This window comes from Agrobacterium sp. BT-220-3 (assembly GCF_025910175.1).
Taxonomy (GTDB): Bacteria; Pseudomonadota; Alphaproteobacteria; order Rhizobiales; family Rhizobiaceae; genus Agrobacterium; species Agrobacterium oryzihabitans.
Map to the genome: position 1 here is coordinate 55,618 of NZ_JAPAIX010000014.1, position 21,174 is coordinate 76,791.

At 61.5% G+C, this 21,174-nt stretch carries 23 protein-coding genes; 8 read left to right on the forward strand and 15 right to left on the reverse strand.

Annotated elements, in window-relative coordinates; genetic code table 11:
- Nucleotides 1–35: 35 nt before the first annotated feature.
- From OK142_RS22795 to OK142_RS22865, 15 genes are all read right to left on the reverse strand, one after another.
- A complete protein-coding gene (locus tag OK142_RS22795; RefSeq protein ID WP_498685377.1) occupies nt 36–2,243 on the reverse strand; it encodes a relaxase/mobilization nuclease domain-containing protein in 2,208 nt (735 codons plus the stop codon).
- A 133-nt stretch (nt 2,244–2,376) separates the two neighbouring features.
- Complete coding sequence (locus OK142_RS22800) at nt 2,377–3,093, reverse strand: lytic transglycosylase domain-containing protein (RefSeq protein WP_498685378.1); 717 nt, start codon at nt 3,091–3,093, stop codon at nt 2,377–2,379.
- A 214-nt stretch (nt 3,094–3,307) separates the two neighbouring features.
- Nucleotides 3,308–3,643, reverse strand: coding sequence for a DUF736 domain-containing protein (locus OK142_RS22805; protein ID WP_498685380.1), 336 nt, complete (start codon nt 3,641–3,643; stop codon nt 3,308–3,310).
- Nucleotides 3,644–3,688: 45 nt separating this feature from the next.
- On the reverse strand, nt 3,689–4,246 hold the full coding sequence (locus OK142_RS22810) for a S26 family signal peptidase (RefSeq protein WP_498685382.1): 558 nt from the start codon (nt 4,244–4,246) through the stop codon (nt 3,689–3,691).
- Nucleotides 4,243–4,764 carry a DUF2840 domain-containing protein gene (locus OK142_RS22815; RefSeq protein WP_498685384.1) on the reverse strand — a complete coding sequence of 174 codons (522 nt, stop codon included), beginning with the start codon at nt 4,762–4,764 and terminating at the stop codon, nt 4,243–4,245. Before OK142_RS22815 ends, OK142_RS22810 begins: the two co-directional genes overlap by 4 nt.
- Nucleotides 4,761–5,015, reverse strand: a complete 255-nt coding sequence (locus tag OK142_RS22820; RefSeq protein WP_498685386.1) for a hypothetical protein — start codon at nt 5,013–5,015, stop codon at nt 4,761–4,763. The genes OK142_RS22815 and OK142_RS22820 overlap by 4 nt, the downstream gene beginning before the upstream one ends.
- Entirely contained in the window at nt 5,012–5,650 is a 639-nt protein-coding gene (gene parA / locus OK142_RS22825; protein ID WP_498685389.1) for a ParA family partition ATPase, read from the reverse strand. Before parA ends, OK142_RS22820 begins: the two co-directional genes overlap by 4 nt.
- On the reverse strand, nt 5,647–6,744 hold the full coding sequence (locus OK142_RS22830) for a replication initiator protein A (RefSeq protein WP_498685390.1): 1,098 nt from the start codon (nt 6,742–6,744) through the stop codon (nt 5,647–5,649). The genes parA and OK142_RS22830 overlap by 4 nt, the downstream gene beginning before the upstream one ends.
- A complete protein-coding gene (locus OK142_RS22835; protein WP_498685391.1) occupies nt 6,745–7,014 on the reverse strand; it encodes a helix-turn-helix transcriptional regulator in 270 nt (89 codons plus the stop codon).
- Between the two features lie 156 nt (nt 7,015–7,170).
- Nucleotides 7,171–7,659 carry a DUF2285 domain-containing protein gene (locus OK142_RS22840; protein ID WP_498685392.1) on the reverse strand — a complete coding sequence of 163 codons (489 nt, stop codon included), beginning with the start codon at nt 7,657–7,659 and terminating at the stop codon, nt 7,171–7,173.
- 100 nt (nt 7,660–7,759) lie between these two features.
- Nucleotides 7,760–7,963 carry a transcriptional regulator domain-containing protein gene (locus OK142_RS22845; RefSeq protein ID WP_498685394.1) on the reverse strand — a complete coding sequence of 68 codons (204 nt, stop codon included), beginning with the start codon at nt 7,961–7,963 and terminating at the stop codon, nt 7,760–7,762.
- A 298-nt stretch (nt 7,964–8,261) separates the two neighbouring features.
- The gene (locus OK142_RS22850) at nt 8,262–9,104 is read right to left on the reverse strand and encodes a DUF932 domain-containing protein (RefSeq protein ID WP_498685396.1); all 843 of its coding nucleotides are present in this window, start codon (nt 9,102–9,104) and stop codon (nt 8,262–8,264) included.
- A 605-nt stretch (nt 9,105–9,709) separates the two neighbouring features.
- On the reverse strand, nt 9,710–11,365 hold the full coding sequence (locus tag OK142_RS22855; protein WP_498685400.1) for a hydantoinase/carbamoylase family amidase: 1,656 nt from the start codon (nt 11,363–11,365) through the stop codon (nt 9,710–9,712).
- Nucleotides 11,362–12,297 (reverse strand): dihydroorotate dehydrogenase, encoded by a 936-nt coding sequence (locus OK142_RS22860; RefSeq protein WP_498685402.1) that lies wholly within the window; start codon nt 12,295–12,297, stop codon nt 11,362–11,364. Before OK142_RS22860 ends, OK142_RS22855 begins: the two co-directional genes overlap by 4 nt.
- Complete coding sequence (locus tag OK142_RS22865; RefSeq protein ID WP_498685404.1) at nt 12,297–13,145, reverse strand: dihydroorotate dehydrogenase electron transfer subunit; 849 nt, start codon at nt 13,143–13,145, stop codon at nt 12,297–12,299. The genes OK142_RS22860 and OK142_RS22865 overlap by 1 nt, the downstream gene beginning before the upstream one ends.
- A gap of 338 nt (nt 13,146–13,483) precedes the next feature.
- On the opposite strand from OK142_RS22865, the gene OK142_RS22870 reads away from it, so the two are divergent.
- The 8 genes from OK142_RS22870 (at nt 13,484) to OK142_RS22905 (ending at nt 21,018) form a co-directional block, all read left to right on the forward strand.
- Nucleotides 13,484–14,371, forward strand: coding sequence for a helix-turn-helix domain-containing protein (locus OK142_RS22870; protein ID WP_498685450.1), 888 nt, complete (start codon nt 13,484–13,486; stop codon nt 14,369–14,371).
- 186 nt (nt 14,372–14,557) lie between these two features.
- Entirely contained in the window at nt 14,558–15,331 is a 774-nt protein-coding gene (locus tag OK142_RS22875; protein WP_498685406.1) for an ABC transporter ATP-binding protein, read from the forward strand.
- Nucleotides 15,331–16,098: an ABC transporter permease gene (locus tag OK142_RS22880; RefSeq protein WP_498685408.1), complete on the forward strand. Its 768-nt coding sequence runs from the start codon at nt 15,331–15,333 to the stop codon at nt 16,096–16,098. The genes OK142_RS22875 and OK142_RS22880 overlap by 1 nt, the downstream gene beginning before the upstream one ends.
- The gene (locus tag OK142_RS22885; RefSeq protein ID WP_498685410.1) at nt 16,091–16,882 is read left to right on the forward strand and encodes a nucleoside phosphorylase; all 792 of its coding nucleotides are present in this window, start codon (nt 16,091–16,093) and stop codon (nt 16,880–16,882) included. The genes OK142_RS22880 and OK142_RS22885 overlap by 8 nt, the downstream gene beginning before the upstream one ends.
- A 5-nt stretch (nt 16,883–16,887) precedes the next feature.
- Nucleotides 16,888–17,892 carry an ABC transporter substrate-binding protein gene (locus OK142_RS22890; protein WP_498685413.1) on the forward strand — a complete coding sequence of 335 codons (1,005 nt, stop codon included), beginning with the start codon at nt 16,888–16,890 and terminating at the stop codon, nt 17,890–17,892.
- Nucleotides 17,893–17,894: 2 nt separating this feature from the next.
- Nucleotides 17,895–18,638, forward strand: a complete 744-nt coding sequence (locus tag OK142_RS22895; protein ID WP_498685415.1) for an ABC transporter permease — start codon at nt 17,895–17,897, stop codon at nt 18,636–18,638.
- Nucleotides 18,639–18,645: 7 nt separating this feature from the next.
- Complete coding sequence (locus tag OK142_RS22900; protein ID WP_498685416.1) at nt 18,646–19,884, forward strand: phosphopentomutase; 1,239 nt, start codon at nt 18,646–18,648, stop codon at nt 19,882–19,884.
- Between the two features lie 639 nt (nt 19,885–20,523).
- Nucleotides 20,524–21,018 carry a lipocalin-like domain-containing protein gene (locus OK142_RS22905; RefSeq protein WP_498685418.1) on the forward strand — a complete coding sequence of 165 codons (495 nt, stop codon included), beginning with the start codon at nt 20,524–20,526 and terminating at the stop codon, nt 21,016–21,018.
- Nucleotides 21,019–21,174: the final 156 nt, after the last annotated feature.

A 21,174-nucleotide genomic window follows, 5' to 3' on the forward strand; every position in this document is an offset into this window, starting at 1 on the left:
GGAAGGTCAATTCTCAATGTTGAAGACTAGACAGGTTACAGGCCCAGGCCTCTCTGTCGCCCCATCTGCCACGACACCGATCTACCCTGGACGATCCCATTCACCTCTTTGCCGAGCTGATCGTCGATGACGGGCCGCCACGGCAGCAGCGTGAACTCGTGGCTCTTCTCGACGATCGCGAACTTGCCACTGGTGAGTTGGACCGTCCCAGTGAAGGTGCCGCTAACGGTCTCGCCGTCGCCAACCGCCCGGAACGGTATCGGCTTACTTGCCGCCAGTTCCGCCCCGACGCGGGCGACCTCGCGCGCTTCTAATGTCGATAAAAGGCCTTGGCGATAGAGAATGCGCCCGTTCTGTTGACGTGTGGCGTCGCCCTGTTCGATCAGCCGCTCGCGGCGGCGGTCCAACGCGTTGCCTACCTCCTGCCCGAACCCCGCCGGCGCGATGTCCGCAAAGCCTCCCCCAACAAGCTTGCGGTCGAGCCAGGTCGCCCCGTCCGTAGCGATCTGCTTCTCCAGAGCAAAGATCGAAAGAACACGGATGCTGGCTTGGCGACCACGGCCCGCATCATAAGCTGCAGAACGTGCCTCGAAGTCCCGCGGGATGCGCCATTGATCAGCGTCGATCCGCTCGACAATACCGGCGCGGCGCAGTGCCTCCAACCGGCGCACATGGGCATCGACGAAACCGTCAAGGTCGCCGCCGGGTACGCGGCCATCGAAACGCGCCTGCTCCCGATGTCGGCTCGGGCGGTAGATGCCGTCCTCGGCCGTCCTGAATATGGCGCGGTCGGCCGGGCGCAGTCCGGTGTCGGTCGCGCCGATCTCGATGATGCTGCCGATCCGGCCGTCTGCGACCCTCGCCTGATCGACGTCGGAGATGTGGTGCGTACGGCCGTCGATACCGTCGATCACCAGCGTCAGCTTCTCGCCCAGTTCATCAGAGAGATGTTTGTCCACCAAGCGCCCGACGACTGGCGTTGTGGGCGCGGTGGCGTGTATCTGGAAACTCATCGGATCACGATCATGCCCCTCGGCACGCATCGCCTTCTGCATGGTACGCACGATGTCGCCGCGCTCGCCCATCTCGCGCAGCGTCAGCTCTAGCCGGTCGCTCAGCTCCCAGACGCCCGGCAACGGCTCGGTGGCGAGGCCCATCTTTTCCAGCTTGCCAAGTCGGCGGATGCGCAGCGCTCGGTCCCTCTGGCTTCGCGTATCATCGGGCGCGTGGCGCAGATCGAGTGCTCCACCCTCGGCCTCATTCAACATCGCCCGGTCGATGCGCGTGAAGCGGTCCTGACCGATCTCGGCCTTCAGTTTGCGGCGTTGCTCGATCTCAGTAACGGGACCGAGTTCCAGCGTGGCCAGTTCACTCGCCCGTTCGCGGATGCCGTTGGCGAGATAGTCGCCGTTGATAACGAGATCCTCGCCCAGTTCGTCGCGGCCGTTGACGATGACATGAACATGGGGATGGCCGGTGTTGAAGTGATTGACTGCGACCCAATCGAGCTTTGTGCCGAGGTCCGCTTCAAGCTGACCCACCAGGTCGCGGGTAAAGCCGCTCAGGTCTTGGATCTCGGCGCCGTCCTCCGGCGAAACGATGAAACGAAACTGATGGCGATCGTCCTTGCCGCGATCCAGGAAGGCCTCGCTGTCGGCACGGTCCTCGGTCGCCGAATAGAGCCGGCCCCTCTCGCCGTCGCGCGAGGTGCCATCACGCTGGATGTAGCGCAGATGCGCGGCGGCCTTGCCGCTCTTGCCGGCGGCGCGAACCGAGCGCGATTTGACGATGACGCGGCGACTGCCAGGCTGGCGATGACGCCAGCCGTTCGACAGGTTGCGTGATCGGACGAAGGCCGCGCCGCGCCCACGCATGACGCCCCGGCCGGATGCGACCGCGCCGTTCTGACCCGGCTTGCCGGATGTTCCGGCACTGCCGCGCGAGGTCCGCCCGGAGGCCGCGCCATGCTGGCGGGCGATCTTCCTGACCTTGGTGAGGAAGCTCTTCGCCTGACCGGCCTTCGCCACATCCGAGCGGATGCGGCCGGGCTTCGGTCGGAAGCGGTTGTCGTCGTCGCCCCTCATTGGCACTAATCCGCCTGAAAACGCCGATATCGGACGAGAGTGCCGCCGAAAACACGGCGGTTGCTGGGTTTGCGGCAACCGACGGCACCGTGATGCCCTAACGGCGGTGCCGTCCGAAACAGTGTGCAGACAAGGGCTTGCCCCCCGGATCGGACCCATAGGGTGCCGTCCGCTTTAATCTTGCCCTCCCGCCTCTCTGCCCTTCCCGCCTGTCCTGCCCCTAATTCAACCCGACCCCACCCATACCCGCTGCACACTGGAAAGGACTGCCAACCATGCCGCCGCGCCATGCTCATCGCGGCCCTCCCGTTTCTGCTCGGGCCACGAACAGGCCGCCCGACTGCGGCACGATTGCCGAGACATCACGCACCTGCGTTGTAGCCTGGTCGTCGGCGGATTTGTCGCCAGCCTGCACGGGATCGGCGGTGGATGTGCGCTCACCCTCCCCGACGAACAGTGCCGCGCCGGTCCACGACAGCGGATCGGCGACCCCGACGGCGACCGGCCCGATGATCGCGCCGCCACCGATCTGCGGGGCGAGCGCAGCGACATAGACGCGGGTTTCGGGGGGCAACGGACGGCCCGCAAGATGTTCTTCGTAGCGACCAGGACCGGCATTATAGGCGGCCAGAAATCCCGGGGAGCCGTAGCGATCATGCAGCTCACGCAGATACGCCGTTCCCGCAAGAATGTTGTCGCGCGGATCATAGGGATCGCTGCCGAGTCGATGTCGGGCGCGCAAATCCGCCCAGGTCGCGGGCATGATCTGCATCAGGCCCATCGCACCCTTGGGCGAGGTCGCCCGCAGGTCGTTGGCGCTTTCGACGCGCATGATGGCTCTGATCCAAGCAGCCGGAATACCGAACCGCTGCGCCGCCTCGGCGATGGCGGCGGCATAGGGATCGACCGCAGTCAGACGCTGGACCGGCTCGGGCTGCGCCTGACAAGGAAACGGCATCGCGGCAGCGACCATGGCGAAAAAGAAAAGGACCGCCGTTCGGACGGGCATTCTGTCTCCGCACAGACGCGAGACTGCCAGCGTGCTCGCTTCGGTCAAGGGGTTGCGCGAGGCGCCGATCTGCGATCGCCCTTGACCTCCGCTACGCGCGCCGGCCGACCTGCGTTCGAGCGGGACGAAGGGATGAGACGGCCTGTTCGCGAACAAAGGGATGGCGATTGTTCGCGCAATTCCGCACGCGGTCCTGATGATTGATCGCATGACCTCAGTCCTTTTCGCCACGCTTAACCGGCCGAGTCCAATGCAGCGACCAAGCGGCACCGCCGTCATCGTCACGGAATAGGTTGGCGCGGATCGGCTGGGGCAAGGCCGGGTCGTCAATCAGCAGCGAGATATATTCACCCGCGCGCTCGCCGGTGCGTTTCCAGCCGGCACCGATCTCCGGCCCGTCATCGGCGCCGTGGTGGATACGATAGTCCGGCGCGTTCTCGGCATCGGACGGCTCGGCCGGAACGATGGTGATTTCGCGGTAGAGGGTGAGCGTGTGGACGCGCCCGACGAAGCCGGTCGTCTCGCGCGTGAACTGGCCGATCTGCGGCATGGGAAAGCTCCTTATTTGGGGTTGGGAAAGATGTTCGATGCGCCATCAGCGTGTCGCGGCGTACCAGACGAAGCGGCCATCGCCGTCCTCGTCGGTGTAGATCGGCGTCGCGCGACCGCTGACGGAGCTGGCCGGGATCGGTCCGAAATAACGACCGTCGAGGCTGTCGCGGACATCCGGGTTCATCAGGAAAATCTCATCACCGGCAATGCGGCGGCAGCCGTTCCAGACCGGCATTTCGCGGCCGGTCCGGTCGCGGTCGAGCGCCGTGCCAATCTCAATGCCATCGACCGTGACGGTGCGGCGGACGCGGCAGACTTCCTGACCCGGCAGCCCCATGACGCGCTTGAGAAGCGGCACGCCGCGGCCAATATAACTGCGCTCCACCATGAAATCGGCGAGCGCTTCGGGCGGATCGACCGCGACCAGATCGGTGACAATGAGATCGCCGGGGAGATCGCCGAGCGGATCTATATCGTAGAGGCCAATCGGCGCGCTGGCGGAGACGTTCCAGACCAGCCGGGTCGGCGTCGGGATGAAGGACGCGATGGCGACGCCCATGATCGAAAAATACGTCACCATCACATAGCCGAAGCGGGTCATGGCTCGACCCTCTGGCGCAACAGGAACGCCCGATGCTGGTCGGCAGTGTAGGCGCGCGGCTCGAGTCCGGCAGTCAACCGGTTGTGGACGTGCCGCCAGTGATCAGGTGAAACATCCTCAGGATCGATACCGATCGCCTGGATGGCGTCGATATGCCGGAGCACTTGTTTGACCTTGGGCCAGCCGTCGATCTTGAGTAGGATCTTACCCCCGGGACGCACGAAGGGCAGCGTCTGATAAGACTCACCCGGCGCGACGGCACGCGCAATGTCGATGCGCGAGATGATGGTCCCGAAGTCATTGGAGGCCCAACGCACGAAGGCAAAGACGGCACCTGGCCGAAACGAGAGGATGCGACGACGCCGATCAAGGGTCTGTTGGTGAGCCTCGCGGCCGAACCTGATCCAGTGCTCAATCTTCTTCTCGACGAAGGTCAAGTTGACATGCGTCAGGCTGTCGAAGGGAAGTGCTGACGGCACGGGGCCACCGCGCATGCCGGGAGCCGCGTTGCCGGTCATAGTGTGTCTCCTTCAGTGGGTGGGAATTCGCGCCCGAGCAGCGCGCGGAGCATGTCGGCGACAGTGATCCCCCGCCTGAACGCCGCAACCTTGATGCGGCCGCGCAGCTCCTTCGTGATGTCGATCGTCAATCGCGCAGTGAACGCCGCTCCTTCGCCTGGCCGGCCTGTTGGCGGTTCAGTGGCTTTGACCCAGCTTTCAGGATCGGCGGGACGCTCTGCAAAACCCCGTTTCGGCGACCCTTCGCTCATGGCACGACCCTCCCGACCTCGGCGGCGAGCGCCGCAATCTCGCGCGCGGCTGGACTGTCAGGATCGATCTCCGATGCAAGCCGTCCGGACTGCGCCGCATCGGCGAAGAGGACGCGCTGGCCGATCGTGGTGGCGAGCAACGGTGGATCGTGATCGGCCAGCGCCTCGGCCGTCTCACGGGCGATGACGGTCCGCGCGCCGCAACGGTTCAGCACGAAGCGTGCAGCAAGCTCCGGCCGGTAGATACGCGCCTCCCTGAGGAGCGCCAGCATCTCAGCCGAGGCCCATCCGTCGAATGGCGACGGCTGTACAGGGATCAGCACCAGGTCGGCAGCTAGCAAGGCCGAACGCATCAGTCCTGCGACACGTGGCGGGCCGTCGATGACGACGTGATCGACATCACGCGCCAGCTCGGGTGCTTCCTGGTGCAACGTGTCGCGGGCCACGCCGACAACACCGAACAGGCGTGGGCAGCGCTCCCGCGCCCGTTGCTGCGACCAGTCCAGCGCCGAGCCTTGCGGGTCCGCATCGATGAGCGTGACGCGCTTTCCCGTCCTCGCCCATTCACCGGCGAGATGCAGGGCCAGTGTCGTCTTGCCGACGCCGCCCTTCTGATTGAGCAGAGCGACTATCATGGCACCCGCCGTGACCGTCCGGCGGCACCGGCACCATGTGTCGCGCCCGTGCGCGTCAAAGAAAAAGAGTTAGATTCTTGGTTAGACTCTAAGTTAGCACTTGGATTTTGCGTTTCAGGCCAGAGGTTTAACTGCGGTCCGTGCGCCCGAAATCCCGATAGTCCTGCGCCCGAAGTCCCGATACCGTTTGCGCCCGAAGTCACGAGCGTTTCCACAGCCTGGTCCACAGGCACTGTGGACGACATGATCGGGCGGATATGGAGCAGTTCGCGCCGCGCCTGGCGGGAGATTGTGAGCAGATAGCCGGGCAGCGGCTGGCGGGCGACGATACGCCGAATGTCGAGCGCGAAATCGGAGACCCGCGCCAAGCTGCCGGATTTTTGGTGGAGGTGTGCAACCTCGAACAGCCAGCCCTGTGGCTGCCGACCGGCATGTTTACGGGCGACGCGATAGAGCCAGCGCTCGATCCCGCCAGTCAGCCGGAAATAATCCGGATCGATGGTCAGCACAAGCGAGCGGTCGATGACGCCGCGATAGAACCAATCGGGCAGAACACACTCCATGCCCTCGACCCGTCCCTCGTGGGTGGTCAGCTCCTCCCATTCGTTAATCCAGGAGAACTGGTGTCGCCGCCAATGCTCGGAGTGGCGGATCGTGGTGCGGATAACGGTCGATTGCAGGCGGGCGAACGCACCCTTGAGGAGCCGGTACTCGCGCGCGCCGGTGCCCCGGCCGATCGCCATCAGGAGCTGGTACGGCGTGAAGCGCAGGAAGCGCGATGTCTTCAGGCCATGGTTCTCGGCCTCGACGATTTGGCTAGCCGCCCAGATTAGCACGTCAGCGTCCCAGATGGTCGCCATGCCGTGCTCGGGCAAGGCGAACACTTCGACACGAATGCCGCCAGCCTCATAGAGGATCGGTGTTACCCGCTTGGCCTTGGCGAGCGAGAAGAATGGTCGCTCCATAAGGTCGCGCTGGTCGCGGGGACTGGCATCGCCTGTCGCGACAACAAATGGATCAAGCCGCGCTCTTTCGCTTTCGCCGCCAAGCTGCTGAAGCGAGCGTCCGGCACCATGGGTCGAACCGCGCGACATTCAGCGCGCCCCCCGCTCAGCGGGCGTCAGGGGACGCGCTGGGAAAACGCGGCCGGCGTCCTTGTCTGTCGTGGATTTGCGGGCGCCGACAGCCGTCCAGGCTTGCAGATCCTCCAGCGCATAAATGACGCGCCCCCCGATCTTGCGATAGGTCGGGCCAGTGCCATAGGTACGATGCTTTTCCAGCGTCCGTAGAGAGATGCCGAGGAAGCGCGCAGCATCGGGGGTGCGCAGGAATCGGGGCGGCAGCCCTGTTTTCGGGTCGATCATGGTATCTGGCCTCCTGGTCAAGTTCGGCGACTGTCGGCGGCGACAGCGAACTATGGCGAACTCTGGCGGAGGATTGACTCCTTGCAGCGTGCCGGAATGATGTGGGTGCAATTCCGGCACCCCAAAGAGCCTCCCGATCGAGGAACCGCCACCCTTTCAGCGACGGCGGTTCAGCTTGATCGGATAGGTGAGCAGGTCCCGATAGCCGCCACGCATGTATTTCATTCCATCGGCGATGAGACGCCGTACTCGATTCTTCAGCGGGCTTATTTCCCAATCGTTCTTCGTCCGGCCTCGGAAGCCGAGGAGCACCTCGGCGATCGAGCGGTAGCTTTCTCCTGAAAAACGGGCGTCGAGTGCTCGGAGCGTCAGGATATGACGATCACGGGTTTGGATCGGCAGCGGGCGCAACGGCCTGCCGGGTGGCCTCCCCTTCATGGCACGCCAGAACCGACGAGCGGCATGAGCCCGCAACTCAAACAGGCCGTCAAGCGGGAGGATCAAAGCGAAATCGCAAGGCTCGGACGTTAGTGGCCCATCGAGCCAAACCTGATGATCGACACCATCGACGCGCCAAACGATATGGACACCATCGTCCGCCTGCCGGATGATCGCGCCGGAAAGGTCGGAAAGAGCGATTGGCAATCTTGCCTGCCGGGTCACGGACGCCGCGGTCGCCGTCAGTTGTATTGCCTCAGGCTGAAGTGCTGGTATCCAGAAGCGAGCGCCCTGGTCGGCCGGTGTTTCAGGCGGTACAGGGAAATCGCAGTCCCCACCGGTTGGCGAACGCGTCGTTCAGATCGGAATCGTGTCCTCGTAAGGCGTAGACGCGCTCAAAGTCGCGCCGGTAATCGTCATCGCGGCGGAGATATTCCCAAGCGAAGCCGGCGGCTGGAATGCTCAGTGCATGTCCATAGGCGGCCGGCGAGCGCCAATCAGAGCTTGGCATCGCGTCACCTCTTTCTTCCAGCAGGAGAGCGCCGCTGGTAGGACAGAGTCTGTGCAACTGGTGATATACTTTGAAGCCAAGATTATCGAATATGTAGATCGCGTAACGCGATCAATATTGGCTAATAATTACTTAACATGGAAAAGTCGATGTGGCGAGCCGGGCGCAGCCCGGCGAGCGGCGGCCGTTCTGGCAAGACGGTCACGCCGCCGATCCGGGTCGACGGATCGGTGGAAAATCGCATAGCCGCAAAGGTGGAAAACCGTGCAACCGGAAATCCGGCTGCACGGCACCGCAATCATCCGCGCTTCAGGCGTTGCATGCCTTCTGCCAGCGTCCAGAGCGCGCGGTTCAGTCCGACATTCTGGTCGATCCCGTTAATGGCGCGGGTCCGGGCGCGGCGGATATGGCCATCGGCGTTGGTGCGACGGCCATCCAGCCCGCCACGTATCATATTCTCCTGAATGACATTGAAGGTGCTCCAGAGACTTTGCCCGACATCCTCGCGGCGGCGTGGGGCAATGATCTGATCCGGGCGGACGGGGCTTTCATCCTCGCCATAGCGGGCGACAAGGCTGGCTTCGGCCAACACGCGCTGTTCGTCCTGTGACAGCCGGGTTTCCTTCATCGTCTCCGTCGCGTCGATCAGACGTGGAAAGTCCTTCGCGACCGTATAGACGCCTTCGATGATCTGACCCTCTATGCCGCCCTTGTGCGGTACGCGGACTTCCTCGAAGCGATCGCCTGCAATCATGCTGTTGGTGCAGACGAACCGCAGCATTCCCGCGAACATCTGGTAGGCTGACGTTCCGTCATGACTGTTGACGATGATGACTTCGGCCGCTTCCGGCTTGCCGATGCCATCATCCCGGCGCAGGCGCAACATGTGCTTGGCATGGCCATGGCGGCTGCCGTCGCGCGGTACGGACTGGACCGCAAAGAACGGAAACCACCCCTCCTTTCGCAACCCCTCCACGATTTCAATGGTTGGCACGTAAACATAGCGGCCCGACCGGCTGTCATGCGCCTCACGGGCGAAAACGGATGGAACGTGACGATACAGAGCTTCATTATCGAGAGCTTCGCGCCCGCTGATTTGGTGGGAATTGCGGCCGAACCGGGTGGCGAGTTGGTGATACATTTTCTGTCTCCGTGGGCTTGGGTTGGAGCGCAGCGCTGCGCTGCAACCCTGGCCGTCGCCGAGACCGGGGTAGCAAGGTGCAAGGGCGGCGGGCCGGAGGGGGATCACCCGGCCTGCACAGAACGGAGGAACGACGTGGAGGAAGGCCGGGGATACCGGCCCTGGCGAGCGACAGCGATCCCTTGCGCCGCGCGGGGGTGGAACCCCTAGCCATCGTAGACGCTAGACCCCTCGAATCTAAGATCCTCTACGGCGAACTATTCCCTTGAATCGATGAATCCAAATCAGGTTTGGACTGCTCCTGAGCGGTAGCCGGTCCATAGCCGTTCTTTGCACATCAGTTATACAGCAACCACTGGAACTCTAGCCTGGCCGGTGGGCCTCCTAGTGGGGCAGACCGAGCCCGCAACAAGACTTTGCGATATAACAAGCAAAGATGCTAAGTCCTCTCGCCGCTAGGGCTTTTGCGCATCTCTGTCGGGTTAGACTTAAATTTTCACTTTTTCAGGCACTCGTGACGCAGTTCACGCGCTCTTCCAGATCATATCGCCTGATGAGCTTGCTGTTCGGACAGCATTCGCCGCTAAGCTATCGGCATGTGCCAACTAGCAGCGGCTATCAGCCAGACTCTGCGCGATTGACGAAAGGGTTTTAAGACGAATATCGGCCCCTTCGTCATCGAAAGCGGCATCGAGACTTCGCGCATATCCCTCCAGCTTCACCAACTCCATGTCAGCGATATAGGCCTGCAGCGGTTCGCCGTAGTACATGTCAGCGAATTCCTGGGCGGCGAAACCGAGCATGAAATAACCGACGGCGCGGTCCGGATCGGCGATCGCGGCCTGCTGCGCGGCGGTAGCTGCGGCACGATAGGCGTGCACCGCATTACCCTTCTGGCGGATGATGTCGGTGATCTTGGTGAACATGGGGCCGCTCTCCTTTACTGTCGGGCCGGAGTTGTTTGTTTGGTGGTGAGCTTGGTTCGGATTGCTCAAAAACCGATGGAGGATGGAGGTGGCGATCTTGAAGTCGTCGATCTCCATAGCCTCCTGCGGATTGTGCGATCCATTGCGGTTGCGGATGAAAATCATGCCGCACGGGATGCCGGTTTCGGAAAAGACCGCCGCATCATGGCCGCCGCCCGAGGGAACGAGCGTCGGCTTTACGCCTATTGTGCTGGCCGCGTGGGAAAGCTGGGCAATGAGAAGTTTGTCGCAGAGTGCCGGACTGGTCCAGAGCGCTTCGCCAAGTTCGAACCGGACTGTGCGCTCCCGCTCAATCCGGGCGACTTGCTTGAGGACGAGGGCGTGCATCGTCTCAAGCATCTCCCGGTCCTGACTGCGGATGTCGAGGCTGAATTCCACACTGTCCGGGATCCGCGAGAGGGCATGCTTTTGCTGATCTGTCGAGACCATGCCGCTGGTGACGACCAGATCCCGGCCCCTGGCTACGAAATCGTGCCAGGCGGCGTCGAGCACATTGAGCAATTCCGCCATTGCCAGCACCGGATCGTGGCGGTAGGCGAGCGGAACGGCGCCGGAATGGCCCGCCTCGCCGAAACAGGAGATCTTCTTATAACGGAAATTTCCGCGTATGCCGGAAACGACTGCCGCCGGTAGGTTGCGTTCGATCAGCACCGGTCCCTGCTCGATATGCACTTCGAGATAGGCCTTTACCGCTGCACGATCGAGCAACGGTTTACCGTCCCGGATCGGCTCCATGTCGATGCCGTTCGCTTCCATATGTTCGTCGAGCGTTCGATCATCTTTCTTGTGCTTGGCGGAAAGCTCGGACTGGGACAGTACGCCGAGCAGAGCCTTAGAGCCGATATAGCATGGCCCGAACCAGGCGCTTTCTTCGCCGCGCATGGCGATGACTTTTACCGGTTCAGGGAAGCGGGTCCCTTCGCGCTTGGCGCGGACAAGGCAGAGAAGCCCGGCCAGCACACCTGCGAGACCGTCGAAATTGCCGCCGCAAGGCACACTGTCGATGTGGGAGCCTACGAGGGTGTAGCGATCGGCCTTTGTATGTTCGGGCAATGTGAAGACGGTGTTGCGGCCGGCATCCCATTCGGTGATCAAGCCTTCCGACTGGGCAAAGTCGATCAGGAACTGTAGCGTTTCCGTTTCGACCTTCGAGAAGGCCGGGCGGCTTACTCCCTCGACATCCGCGGTTCGGGTGGCGATCTCGGCGAAGAGCCGGGTTGCCGTGTCGGTAATGTCAAAGCATGCCAATCTTTCGAGAACGGCGGCACTCATCATGCATACTCCGCAAGGATGATGGCTTGGTCGGCGACGTCGATCGTGCCGATCAGTGCGTTGACGGATGAAAGGCCTCGCAGATCGAGCTCCCTTTCGAGGTCGCGGACGAGGCGCGGCATCGTGGTGGGACTGATGAAGGTGGCGGTGCCGACCTGCACGGCGTGGGCGCCGGCGATCAGGTATTCGAGCACATCGTCCACGCTTGAGATGCCGCCGCAGCCGATGACGGGAATGGAAACGGCGCGAGCGCATTGATAGGTCATACGCAGCGTGATCGGCTTCAGCGCCGGGCCGGAAAGTCCGCCCATCCCATTGCCGAGCCGGGCGCGGCCGGTCCGGCTGTCGATTGCCATGGCGAGCATGGTGTTGGCGGTGACGAGCGCATCGGCGCCTGCCGCTTCTGCAGCCTGCGCCACTTCGACGACCTCGCCCGTATTGGGTGAAAGCTTTGCCCAGAGCGGAAGGCCGGTGGCTGAACGCATTCCGCGGATGACCTCGCCCGTCGGACCGGGCCGCATGGCAAAAGCCTTGCCATCGTCCTCGATGTTCGGGCAGGAAATGTTGACCTCGATCGCCGCAACTCCCGGCACGTTGACCTCCTCGGCAAAGCGGGCGAATTCATCAGCGGTGTTGGCGGAAATGCTGATCACCAGTGGTGCGTCGTAGTCGGCGTAGAAGGGCACGGTGTTCTTCAGAAACCAGTCCGCGCCCTTGCTGGGGATGCCGATCGAATTCAGCATGGCGCCATTCACCTCGCAGACGCGCGGCACTGGATTGCCGGCTCGTTTTCCCCGCGTAATGGTCTTCGTCACGTGCGCGCCGAGGCAATCGAGATCAAAGATCTCCGAAAGCTCCTCGGAAAACGTGCCGGAGGCAGGCATGATCGGGTTCTTCAACGTCAGCGTGCCGATTTTGGTCGTGAGGTTGGCCATTACAGTACCTCCTGCAAATCGAAGACCGGGCCTTCGCGGCAGACGCGCAGGTTCACCGCACCGTTCTCGTGTCGAAAGGGGCGTACGCAGGCCTGGCACATGCCGATGCCGCAGGCCATGTGCTGTTCGAGCGCCACCTGGCCGCCGATGCCGTGGCGGATGCCGATCTCCTGGAGCATCCGCAGCAGGCGGGCCGAGCCGCAGGTAAAGAAAGCGTCGGCACCGCGGCTGCGGATCAGGCCTTCGATCAGCGTCGTCAGGCTTTCGGCACTCGAATTGCCCTCCGCATCGGTGACGGTAATCACATCGGCACCGTAAGAGCGGAAGAGTTCGATCGACATTAACAGGTCGGGTGAACGGGCGCTGCAGATTGCCGTCAGCGGCCGTCCGAGCCTGGCGCATTCCCGGGCGAGCGGCGCAAGCGTCGCAAGCCCGACGCCGCGAGCGACAAGCAATGGCTGTCGCCATTCTGGCCGGATCTCGAACCCCTGCCCGAGCGGCCCGACAATGTTCAAGAATTCGCCCGGCTCGAGCTGCGTCATCGCGCCGGTGCCGGCACCGGTGACCTTGTAAAGAAAGGAAAGCTCGCTCTTCGTCTGGTCATAAGAGTAAATGCTCATCGGCCGACGCAGATAGGGTTGGAAACGGCTAGTCTGCGGGCAAAGCAGGTGAAAGAACTGGCCAGGCTTGCAATCGAGCACCGAGGCCGGCGCGATGAGCACCAGTAAGCGATATTGTTCGTTCACCCATTCATGGGTCTTCACCCGGGCTTCGACCTCATGAATGGAGGGCTGCCGCGAAATACCGGCGGAAACGGAATCTGGAGTAACACAGGGGCTGGCTGGCATGACGGTTTCCGGAATCGAGAAAATAGAGCCCTGCGGCGGTCAAGCCGCCGGTCGAAGGCATGTTTGTCGAAGGTGGGGTGACGAGGTCGGGGCAATCCCCCGTTGCGGCACACGGCCGAGCGCCTATGGTCAGCGTCGGGTGGAAAGGCAGTCGGACATCATAGGGCGCTCCCTGTGTTCAAAAACAAAGCCTATTTTGGGAATGCGACGGCTGTCAAGACGATTCTCAAAAATGAGATTTTTCGCATGAAAATTATCTTCATTGCGAATTGTCCATTTTTTGTATAAAGAGCCAAAGATTTAACAATAATTATGATGGAGGAATCGCCTTGGACTTCGTGAGTTCCACAGAGGATGTTGGGCGTCGCCTTCGCGCTTTTCGCATGGGGGCCGGACTTACGCCGGAAGAGCTCGCGGGCCGGGCTGGCGTGTCCCGTGCCGCGATCTATCGTTATGAATCCGGCAAACCGCCGAAGGTGGATACGCTGGGCAAGATCGCCGATCTGCTGGGCGTGTCGCTCCCGACGCTGCTGGGCGTCGGCGTGGAATATATCGCCTCGGCTATCAGCTTCTTTGAACGCATGCGCCAACTGGAGGAGGATGTCGACCAGATCACCGTGATGTTTGGGCCGATCTCCTATCTGCTCACCACTTATCGTTATGACGAGTTGCTGCCCAAAGTGCTGGACGAGAGCATCCCGCAGGATGTCGGCGACCGGACGGCCGCAATCCGCGAGATCGGCACATTGATGGAGATACTGACGACCCGCAAGGCAACTTTCCGCCGCCGAAACCCCAACATCGTCAGCCTCGTCTCGGCCGCGGAGCTGGAGGAGTTCAGTCGTATTGGCTTCATCGGCGCTCATAATCCGCCCGGAGTCAATCTCGCCGAACGTCGGGCGGCGGCCCGCGCCGAGATTCACAATATCGTCCGCATGTTGCGCGAACAGCCGATCGGTGTGCAGATCGGCGTGGTCATCGATTCCATGCCGGGCGCGAGTTTTCAGATCTTCAAACGAGCCGACAGAGCGCAGGTCGCCGTCAGTCCTTTCCGGCTTGGCTCCTTCGCCAATATCCGTGTCGGTGTCGCGACAATTACCGCTGCCACGGAAGCAGTGCAGCTCTATGGCGGCATGACCGACCAGCTCTGGAGGCGTAGCCTGAAAGGCGATCAAGCGGCCGATTTCATCGAGCAGACTATCCTGCAGCAACAGGCCGCGGCGTAGTGACAATTCTCGTTTCGAAAACAGATAGGAACAATTTTGATACAAATCTCATCTTTGAGATTTTTGTTGCGTGGATGAAAGTTTTGTGAAAACCTGCGCTCTTTCCCGGGCGGGCTGGGGCCGAAGAGGATGGCGATCCTTCCGATAAGCCATTGGTTCTCCCGTCTCTCAGGCATGGAGTTTTGGGTGGTGCAGTCGGAGCGGATGATCGATATCGCGGGTGTTCACAAGACATTCGTCGCGGACCATGGAACGGTAACGGCGCTGGAGCCGGTCAGCATCACCATCAAGGAAGGCGAATTCATCTCGATCGTCGGCCCCTCCGGTTGCGGCAAGTCGACGCTTCTGCGACTGATTTCCGGTCTCGACCAGGCGACGGGCGGCACGATCACACTCGATACCGCTGGCCGCAAGCGCCCCGTCGGCTTCGTCTTTCAGGAGCCGGTTCTGCTGCCGTGGAAGACCATCCTGGACAATGTCCGCTTCCCGCTCGATACCGCCGGTGTCAGTCGCGCTGAGGGAGACAGGGTCGCACTCGATCTCATCAAGATGGTCGGGCTAGCGGGCTTCGAAAAGGCACTCCCTCGGCAATTGTCAGGCGGCATGCGCCAGCGCGCCGCGATCGCCCGATCATTGTCGGATGATCCGCCGATCCTGCTGATGGATGAGCCTTTCTCTGCCGTCGACCTTCTCACCCGCGACACGCTAAACGACGAACTGCTGCGCATCTGGCAATCGACCGGCAAGACGATCCTGCTAGTCACCCACAGCGTCGACGAGGCCGCTTACCTTGCCGACCGGGTGATGGTCATGACGGCGCGGCCCGGCAAGCTCAAATGCGTCCATGACGTCCAGCTTGCCCGCCCGCGCGGAGAGGAGACCAAGCTCGATCCCGCTTATCATGCGCTCGTTGCGCAACTCCGCCGCGATCTACGAACCTCGGGTGGGGAGGCGCATTGATGAACCGGCGTCTGACTGCGTGGATCGACTATACGCTGGCGCTCGCCGTGCTTCTTGCCGTCTGGTGGTTTGCGACGGGGCCGATGGCCATGCCGAACTATCTTTTGCCGTCGCCGCTTCGCACCTGGAACGCTCTGGTCACGATCGCGTTGACCGGTGAGCTTTGGCTGCATCTCGGCTTCACGCTGCAGAACATCATTCTCGGGCTTGTCCTTGGGGGTGTCGCCGGGATCGCGTTGGCCTACGTCATGACCCGCTTTCGAAAGCTCGCGATGTGGTTCGACGGGCCGCTCGTCATTCTGCAGACGGCGCCGAAGATCGCGCTCGCGCCGCTCTTCGTCGTCTGGTTCGGTTTCGGAATGCTCTCCAAGCTCATCCTGATCTTCTCGCTGGTCTTCTTTCCGGTCTTCGTGGGTGCGGTCGCCGGCTTCCGTGCATTGGATCCGAAGATGAAAGACCTTTCGAGGCTTCTGGGCCTCGGCACCGTACAGCGCTTCCGTCAGATCGAGCTGCCGTCGGCCATGCCGGAGGTCTTCGTTGGCCTCAAGATCGGTGCCGTGCAGGCGCTAGTCGGCGCAGTGCTGGCGGAATGGATGTCCGGCAAGCTTGGCCTAGGCTACATAATGACCTTCGCATCGGCCACCTACAAGACACCCCTCCTCTTCGCGGCCGTGCTGATGACCGTCGCTCTCGGCCTGGCTTTGCATGTAGCGCTGACGATCCTCGAAAACCGGGTCCTTTCCTGGAAGGGTGCCAAGAATGGCTAAGACCAGCGCTGCCTTTCCCTGGAAGAACGGCCGTCCGCCGCATCTGCCGTGTGGGCTTGGAGACATCGCCGAAAACGTGTTGACCCCCGGCGATCCGGATCGCGTGCGGCTGCTTGCCGATATGTTGGAAGATGTCACGGACTTCGGACGCAAGCGGGAGTTCGCCGTCGTTACCGGCACGTATGAGGGCAAGCGCCTCACCATCTGCTCGACTGGCATCGGCGGCCCTTCAACCGAGATCGCACTGGTGGAACTCGCCATGCTTGGCGCAAAACGCGTCGTCCGGATCGGAGGCATGTCTTCGTTGGTGGCAGAATACGGAACCGGTTCCTTCGTGGCTGTGAACCGGGCGATCGGCGACACCGGTACCGCGCGCACCTATCGTGCTGCTGGCGGTGAGGCCAAGGCTTCGTCCCGCATCACCGAGGCCCTGGTCGGCGCCGCGGTTGAGCTTGGGCTGACTTGCCGGCCGGGCCTGGTCGCCTCGACCGACAGCTATTACTTCGGCCAGGACCGCCGCTATCGGCTGCCGGACGACGGGCAGGACCTCTCCGGCAATTTCATTGACCGTTTCCAGTCTCTGGGCGCCATTGGCGTCGAGATGGAAAGCGAGATCATTCTGACCGTCGGCGGGGCGATTGGCCTTGAAACCGGCTGCCTACTTGGAGTCCATGGAAATCGTGCCACCGACGACTGGCTCGACGACTATGAGGCTACCCAGAGAAACCTTCTGCGCATAGCAGGAAGGGCATTTACCTCCACAGAATGGGAACTCAGGAGCTAGTAACTATGAACCAGTTTCGCGTGACGACCGCAGCGGGCCTCGTCGCCCTCATCACCTCGCCGCTTTTTGCCATCACCGCCGAAGCGGCCGACAAGGTCGTGCTGCAGATCGACGGTGCGGCCGCGCCGTTCTATGCGCCGCTTTATGCCGGCGTCGAGAAGGGCATTTTCGAGAAGAACGGCATTGAAGTCGAGTTCATCTACGCCGCCGCCGCCGACATCCTGACCAATATCGCCGCCGGCAATGTCGATTTTGGCTTTCCGAACGGCGACGCGGTGGTGGCCGCTGCCGCGAATGGCCTCCCGGTCAAGGTCGTCCACACGACCTATCAGCGCGGCATCGGCGCGCTTCTCGCCAAAGCCGACAGTGGCATCAAGACGTACAAGGACCTGAAGGGCAAGAAGATCGCCGTCACCAGCCTTGCAAGCCCCAACTACCTCCAGCTCCAGGTGGGTCTGAAGCAGGCGGGCCTCTCGATCAACGACGTTTCGGTGGAGGTGGTCGCGACCGGCGCCATCGTCCAGTCGCTGCAGGCCGGCCAGGTCGATGCGATCGTCTTCTCGGAACTGCGCAAGTATAACCTCGAAGCCGGTGGCACCAAGGTTACGATGATCCTGTCTAACGACTTCCTTCCGTCTTTCGGCAACGTGGTCGTCACAAGCGACAAGGAGCTCGCCCAGAACCCGGATCTTGTGAAGCGCTTCACCACCGCCATCACCCAATCCTACCAATGGGTGATCGACGGCCATATCGGCGACGCGCTCGATATTTCGCTCGAGAAATACACGCCCACCTGGCCGAAGGACCAGAAGGGCATTCTGACGACCGCCTTCGAACAGACCTTCGTCCCTTCCGTCTGGCAGAGCCCATTGACCAAGGAGAAAGGCCTCGGTGCTGCGGACTTCGCCGGCTGGCAGAAGAACGCCGATATGCTGGCGGAATATAAGGTCATCGACAGTGCGCCGAAGGCCGAGGACTTCGTCGTCGACCTGTCCACTATCGGTCAATGAGCATGATCCTGCGTGGCATAGCGGGTCTGATCGCGACCCTTGTCCTGTGGACGGCGATCATCTTCCTCTTTGACATCCCGGCCTTTCTTCTGCCGGGACCCGTCGAAGTGCTCGATCGTGTTGCCTTCCTCTTCGAGAACGCCAAGCTCGCCCGGCATATATGGGTGACGCTTTCGGAGATTATCGCGGGCTTCGTGATCGGAACCGCCGTCGGCATTTTTGCCGGCGTTGTTTTCGCGCGGCTGCCCCGCGTCGAACGTTTCGCTACGCCGCTCATCCTGCTCCTGCAGACCGCACCGAAGATCGCCATCGCGCCGCTTCTGCTCCTCTGGCTGGGGATCGGCCCGACGCCGAAGATCGTGCTGATCGCGATCGTCACTTTCTTCCCCGTCATGGCCGGCATGGTCACCGGCCTCCGTTACGGGGAAGGCAGCTTTCGCGATCTCGCGGCCGTGCTGAAGCTCAGCCCGTGGCAGCGCTTTCGCCATATCGAACTGCCTTCCGCCCTGCCGTCGGTTCTGGCAGGTATGGCGGTTGCCACGACGCTGGCGATGACCGCTGCCGTGATCGGCGAGCTGATGGGGGCCAACGAAGGAATCGGCTATCTGCTCTCCTCCGGCCAGGAAAGCAGCGACACGGCTGTCGTCATCGGTATGGTCATGTTGTTGTCGCTGATCGGCTGGGCCTTCTACGAGCTCATCGAACTCATTCGTCGTCGCTCGCTCGGCCGCTTTCAACTGAACTGAGGGGCCGATGGCACGCGTTTTCCTCTGTGTCCTCGATTCGGTCGGCTGCGGCGGCGCCCCCGATGCGGTGCGTTACAGCGACGAGGGGGCGAATACGCTGCTGCATATCGCCGAAGCCTGCGCCACCGGCCGGGCGGAGGAGAGGCGGAGCGGCCCGCTGAGAGTGCCGAACCTGGATGCCCTGGGTCTCGGTGCGGCAATCACGCTTGCCTCCGGCAAGGTCGCGCCCGGCCTTTCCGCTTCTCCCACCGGCCGCTGGGGTGCGGCGCAGGAAGTCTCGGCCGGCAAGGATACGCAGTCCGGCCATTGGGAACTCGCCGGCGTGCCGGTGACCCGCAACTGGCACTATTTCCCGCGCACCAGTCCTGTATTCCCGGCCGATCTGATGGCGGAACTGATTTCCCGCTCGGGTATTCCCGGCACGCTCGCAAACTGCCACGCATCGGGCACCGAGGTGATCGACCAGTTCGGTCTCGAGCATATCGCGACTGGCAGGCCGATCGTCTATACCTCCGCCGACAGTGTATTGCAGATCGCCGTCCACGAGATTCATTTCGGCCTCGACCGGCTGCTCGATCTCTGCCACATCGCCGCGGAGATTTTCCATCCGCTGAATGTCGGCCGCATTATCGCAAGACCCTTTGTCGGTGAGGCGCCGGGCGATTTCACGCGCACTGCCAATCGCAAGGACTTCGCGATCGCCCCGCCGGACGGCACGATCTGCGACCGGGTGGTGGCTGCAGGCGGTGCCGTTCACGCAGTCGGCAAAATCGGTGATATTTTCGCGCACAAGGGTATTACCGACGTCTCCAAGGGCAAGGACGACATGGCGCTGTTCGACCATGTGCTCACCTGGTGCGAACGTGCTTCGCCCGGTGATTTCGTTTTTTCCAATTTCGTCGAGTTCGACAGCCTCTGGGGTCACCGGCGCAATGTCTCCGGTTATGCTCGCGCCCTCGAAACCTTCGACGCCCGCCTGCCGGAACTGACCAGCCGCCTGCGTGATGGTGATTTGCTGATCATCACCGCCGACCACGGCAACGATCCAACGTGGACTGGAACCGACCACACGCGCGAACGTGTGCCTGTGTTGGCGACCGGGCCGGACATCGAGCCGCAGGCGCTCGGGATCTGCGCCTTTACGGATATCGCGGAGATGGTTGCGATACACCTCGATCTTGGCCCACCACAGGCAGAGATTTCGAAGGGAGAAGTTGTCATTGTCGCGTCAGAATGCGCGAGTTAATGCTGCCTTTTGAAAGAATACCTGATGCCCGAGTTCTTTCGGAAAGGTGTTTCTGATGCGGCTAGGCCGGGCACAAGGGGATGATGTCGTCAGTCGTCACGTGAATGGTAACCGAACGCACCGGTTCATATTACCTCGGCAAACATGATCTGGTGCGCGGCTATGTGGCTCCTCCAACGAACCAATCTTCGGTCCAGATTTGAAAATGAGCCCAATATCTCGACCTCCAGCCATCTTACTCGACCTCAACGGAATCTTAATCGACTCCGAGCCTGGCATTTTGTCTAGTTCCCGCGCAGCCTTGCTTACCGCTTCCCTTTACAATGTATTTTAGATTAATTGTTTTAGTTTATACATTTATTTCTATGAAATATTTGCTTATCTCCGAGATACGACAATAATTTCGCGATCAAAAATTGCCTAAACCAATAACAACTGTGTAGAATTGTGTATAATATACAAACCGAAATATTTCTAAACAACTCGCAACATTAATTAATCAATTTTCTCCTCCAAAGAGCTTAAGAAATGCGGGATAGGCGTCCATATGGACGACCCGCCTGTGTAGAGGGCTTGCTTTGAGTGGCTGGACCGATGCGTGAGGACTGAGGCCACAAATCGACAAATCAATCGGAGAGCATGAACAATATGAAAACAAAGAAACGAGTGGTGTCCTTGAGCATCATATTGGCTGCGACCGCTTTTGCGTCGGCACGGGCACAGGAAACGTCACTTACAGGATCCTGGAAGCTGATCGGATATCAGGTTGAAGCAAAGGACACAGGCAAAAAGATTCCGGCGATGGGAGACCATCCGACCGGACGCGTGATCTTTACCGCGGATCACCGCGTGGCCTTCGTCCTGACAGGTGAAGGCAGGAAGAGCGGCAAGACTGACCCAGAGAAGGCAGAGTTGTTGAACACGCTGGTCGCCTATACCGGTATCGAGCAGATTCAGGGCAATGAGTGGTGTACACAGGTTGAGGCAGCGTGGAATCCGGAGTGGGTCGGCACCGTGCAGTGCCGTGAGTTCCGCCTCGAAGGCGACCGTCTGGAGGTGCTGACGCCGTGGCGGCAGATGCCCAACTGGCCCGGCACCACCCGTTCGATCATCACCTTCGTGCAAGACAAATAGAGGAGCTTAGCGGAGACCGAGGAGAAGATTAGGTCATGATGCAATTCGACACTGCCTACTTGGGTTAACCATGTCGTGAATAGCTTATCATCCTGGCGATCTGCAACGCTGCCTGACGAGCACACTCACCGCCATCGTCAATGGCGATAAACAGAG